General features: G+C 42.1%; 4 protein-coding genes. 1 reads left to right on the plus strand and 3 read right to left on the minus strand.

Annotated features, from left to right (window positions below; all coding sequences use genetic code 11):
* The coding region (locus tag L4C39_RS00275) for a tetratricopeptide repeat protein (protein WP_429743747.1) at positions 1-261 on the minus strand (261 nt) is incomplete at its 3' end.
* A gap of 138 nt (positions 262-399) precedes the next feature.
* A complete protein-coding gene (locus L4C39_RS00280; RefSeq protein ID WP_429743749.1) occupies positions 400-1,422 on the minus strand; it encodes a hypothetical protein in 1,023 nt (340 codons plus the stop codon).
* 338 nt (positions 1,423-1,760) lie between these two features.
* Here L4C39_RS00280 and L4C39_RS00285 point away from each other — a divergent pair, with 338 nt between their 5' ends.
* Positions 1,761-2,717: an IS110 family RNA-guided transposase gene (locus L4C39_RS00285; RefSeq protein WP_429743751.1), complete on the plus strand. Its 957-nt coding sequence runs from the start codon at positions 1,761-1,763 to the stop codon at positions 2,715-2,717.
* A 29-nt stretch (positions 2,718-2,746) separates the two neighbouring features.
* On the opposite strand, the gene L4C39_RS00290 is transcribed toward L4C39_RS00285, so the two are convergent.
* Positions 2,747-3,169 carry a hypothetical protein gene (locus L4C39_RS00290; protein ID WP_141925867.1) on the minus strand — a complete coding sequence of 141 codons (423 nt, stop codon included), beginning with the start codon at positions 3,167-3,169 and terminating at the stop codon, positions 2,747-2,749.
* Between the last annotated feature and the right edge of the window lie 758 nt (positions 3,170-3,927).

Raw genomic sequence — 3,927 nt, forward strand, 5'->3', positions numbered from 1 at the left:
TATACCAAGACTTCGATAGGTGCTCGCCAAGCCAAATAAAGCATCGAACCGTTCTACTGACGATAGTAAACCCGACAGAGATGACAGATAATGACCAACTGCTTCTTGCTCTTTACCTTCATTATCATATGACCACGCAATTTGCAGGTGAGCCTTAGCAACATAGTTTTCATCGTTCAATAACGTTGAAAGCAAAGCTCTAGACTCTTGATATCGAGCTTCTTTGCGCAATTCAATGGCTTGTTTGATGATGATTTCCATAGTTTTCCTCGAAAGCTTATAACGCCGCGTTAAGTGGTGAACAGCGCTAACCACCAAACCTAAACAATTGTACCCTAAACACTAAAGCTGATTTAAACTGAGAGCGCCAAGCGTTGTGAATCCGTCTTGAACGCCTTGTTATGAGGAGTTATCGCGCTCCAATTCCTGAAGCTTATTCAATGCAAATCGTCCCCTTTCCGACACCGCAGAGGATTGATCTAATGCAAATTTTTCTGCTAATACCTTAGCGTAAACTCCAACCTCTTCTAGATCTCGAATCAAAACCTCTGCTGATACTCTCCTTACAACAGATGACCGGTCTTCAGCAGAGCATTTTAGCAATTCCAATGTGGGAACTTTGGTATCTAACTTGCGTTCAGACACGATGGGCGTCATTCTTCCCTCGCAATAACGGATATCAGCCCATTTCCACTTACGGCCCTCTATCCAAACTATACGCCTTTCAAGTAGGCTTCGGTATGCTTTGGCTCGAACTGCAGGTTGTACAGCTAGATTTGCAATTTCTGGCAAATAATCATCAAGAATATTTGTGCGACCAAGCTGAGAAAACAGTGAAGGCATAGGTCCTGCACTTGATGAAATGAGCTTATGCCTCATTGAGTTCGCAATGTCTTTCTGCGATATGATTTGTAAAAGAATTTTCTTGTCCGCATCTTCAATCCTGCCCCAAGAATTCCAATTTGAAAGAGCAGTTAGCAAGGCCTCGACTACGAAATCCGGTGCTGTCGCTTTTGCTAATTCCGGCAATGTATTTCTCGCAGCTTCACGTACTTGTGGCACCCAATCATTAAGCCTACGCACCGCAAGAGAAAAGAAAAACGCATTGGGGGCGGCTCCTGACAAAGTTCGTAGAGCTTTTTCTCTCCTGTAGCCATCCCAACTAATCAAATCTAGCCAAGTTAACAATTCTTTAGGCTTAGACCAAAACTTCCATTTGGGAGGCTCAAGTTCTCTTAGTGCAAGGGAGAATTCAGATCGAATAATTCGCTCCCAATAATCAAAACTTGTAAGTGGCAGTTGGGAAGTAGCATCAATCAACAAGGACATATCAGCAACGACTTTACTCCCCGAGTTTATCGAGCATGCAAAGCCCTTGACTGCTTTTACTACTTTCTCTTCCACAATCTGAGATCGCTGCATACTCTAAACTCCTCATAACGCCGCGTTAAGTGGTGAGCAACGCCGCCACCCTGCCTAAACCATTGTGACATAAACACTTAACCTGAAGAAAGCCGAAAGCGCCAAGCGTTGGGAATCCGTCTTAAACGCTTGTATGGATAATAGGCACTCCAATCGGGTAAGGTGAGACCCAGACTTTAGCTGCAACTAAAGTTCTTCTATTTGGTAGTTCGATTAAATGATGGCTCCTCTATTGAGAGACCGATAACAAGTTCGAACGCCAGATAGAACTCCAAGCACCACACTCGAATAGTCTTCTGGGTCTCGAGCCCGCATTTGCAAGCAAGAGTTAGCTTATTATGAATACAAATACACTTCAAAACATTAATGTCGGCGTTGATACTGGCAAGTCACAATTAGATATTTACATCCGCCCTCTCGACATTTACTTCACTGTCCCAAACACCGAAAAAGGCATCCGTGATGCCATCAAAACCATTAAGAAACACAAACCTCAGCGCATCGTCATCGAAGCGACTGGCCGATTAGAAATGCCCTTCATACTCGAATGCGATAAAGCCAAATTACCTTATGTGATTGCTAATCCGTTGCGTATTAAAAAGTTCGCAGGTGCCACTGGACAACGAGCCAAAAACGACCGATTAGATGCTGCTCTTATTGCACATTATGCTGAACGTATGCAACCCGAACTCACCAAACTGAAAAGCGAAAACATTCGCCTTATGAGTGACTTAGTCGCAAGGCGCAACCAGCTACTCACCATGCAAACAATGGAAAGAAATCGGCTACAAATATTACCAAAGAATATCTCATCAACCATTACTCCTATCCTTACCGCTCTGAAGAATCAGATAGAAAAAGTAGAAGCAAAGATAGCGAAACTGATTGATAGCTGTCCTGAGTATCAAGCCAAGAATGCGATTCTCCAAAGCATGCCTGGCGTGGGTAAGGTCCTTGCGGCCTCCTTAATTAGCAATGTGCCCGAATTAGGGTTTATCTCCAATAAACAAGCCTCTTCGCTCATTGGTGTCGCACCAATAACAAGAGAGAGCGGCCGCTTCAAAGGCAAACGGATGATACAAGGAGGGCGAGCTCAAGTTAGGACAGTTATGTATATGGCGATGATGTCAGCTATTCAGTGTAACCCAGTTTTCAAGGTAACTTATGAACGATTACTTGCGGCAGGAAAACCAAAAAAAGTAGCGATAGTTGCTTGTATGAGGAAGATGGTTGTGATTTTAAATTCAATGCTGAGAGACGGTGTGATGTGGGATAAAAATAGCGTCAAAAATTAACTATTGACGCCATAGTCTCTTGTTAGGCTTTAGCTTCCAACTAATTCTTCACTTCTATTGAGAATAGAAATCAAATCATGATGAAGGCTGTCAAAAGAAATCTGGACATCAGCACCTTTAAAGTCAATAGATGAACCATAACGTAATTCATGTGCCTTATATAATTCATTTAAGGAGTTCACCTCAGAGACCGACTTTGCACAAAACAAATCATTTCCGTACAACCTTTGAATTTCATCGAGTAACTTTACAAGATCATGCCCAAATTTTTTACGTAATAAATCACTATAATGTTTATAGTCGTTCTGCAAAAGAATGGCTTTACCGATACACTCAAAACCTTGACAGAACAAATGAGCAGATACGAACATATGCCCTTCATATGCTTTTAGCAATGCTGCGGCAGCAACAAAAGCCCTACCTTTTTCAAACATCGAAACAGTTGTATTCACAAATCACTCCTGAAGCCTAACGCCGCATTAAGGGGTGAACAACGCATCCACCCAACCTAAAGCAATGTACCTTAAACACTAAATTTGAAGTAAAAGCAAAAATGCCAAGCGTTGAGAATCCCTCTTAAATGCTTTGTTATATTGCCCGCACGACAAAGCCAAGTCTAGCGCCAAGGTGCTGAATTGACTACAAATCTACTGGCTTTGAACTCAGATGTAAAATGGATAGTTCGAAACTCAACCATAGACAACAAAACGCACTTGGCAAAGAAACGAAACTAGGCAAAATTTGAATGGTTCTGTTAGCCAGAATGACAAAGAATTCGAGCGAGAAACCTGACAACAAAGTGCGCTGAAGCCACGATTTTCAATGAAGTTCCCACCAAAAAGAAACCGCGCAAAATGAACTTGAGCCAACAAAACTTACTAACGAGGAGACTTGCGTGACGTTGCAGCTAATTAGCCGACAAACTTTCTACGTGCGATGGTCATTTTGATGGCATTTTTCACGAAAAGAACAGGTGTGTAGTTCGAACGCAGAACAAAGATAAACGGATAATTTAACCCTTTGAATCTTATGCAATATAACGCCCAATTAAGGTGCGACAACGCTATAACACCCAAACTAAACCATTGCACCGTAAACACTAAATTCAAATCGGAGTAAAATCGGCAAGCGTTAGGAGTCACTCTTAAATTGTTTGTTAGTTGCGTTCTAACCACTCCGAGCGCAACACACCATATTTGACTGAATCATA

The organism is Vibrio clamense, from assembly GCF_050337905.1.
Lineage (GTDB): Bacteria > Pseudomonadota > Gammaproteobacteria > Enterobacterales > Vibrionaceae > Vibrio > Vibrio cortegadensis.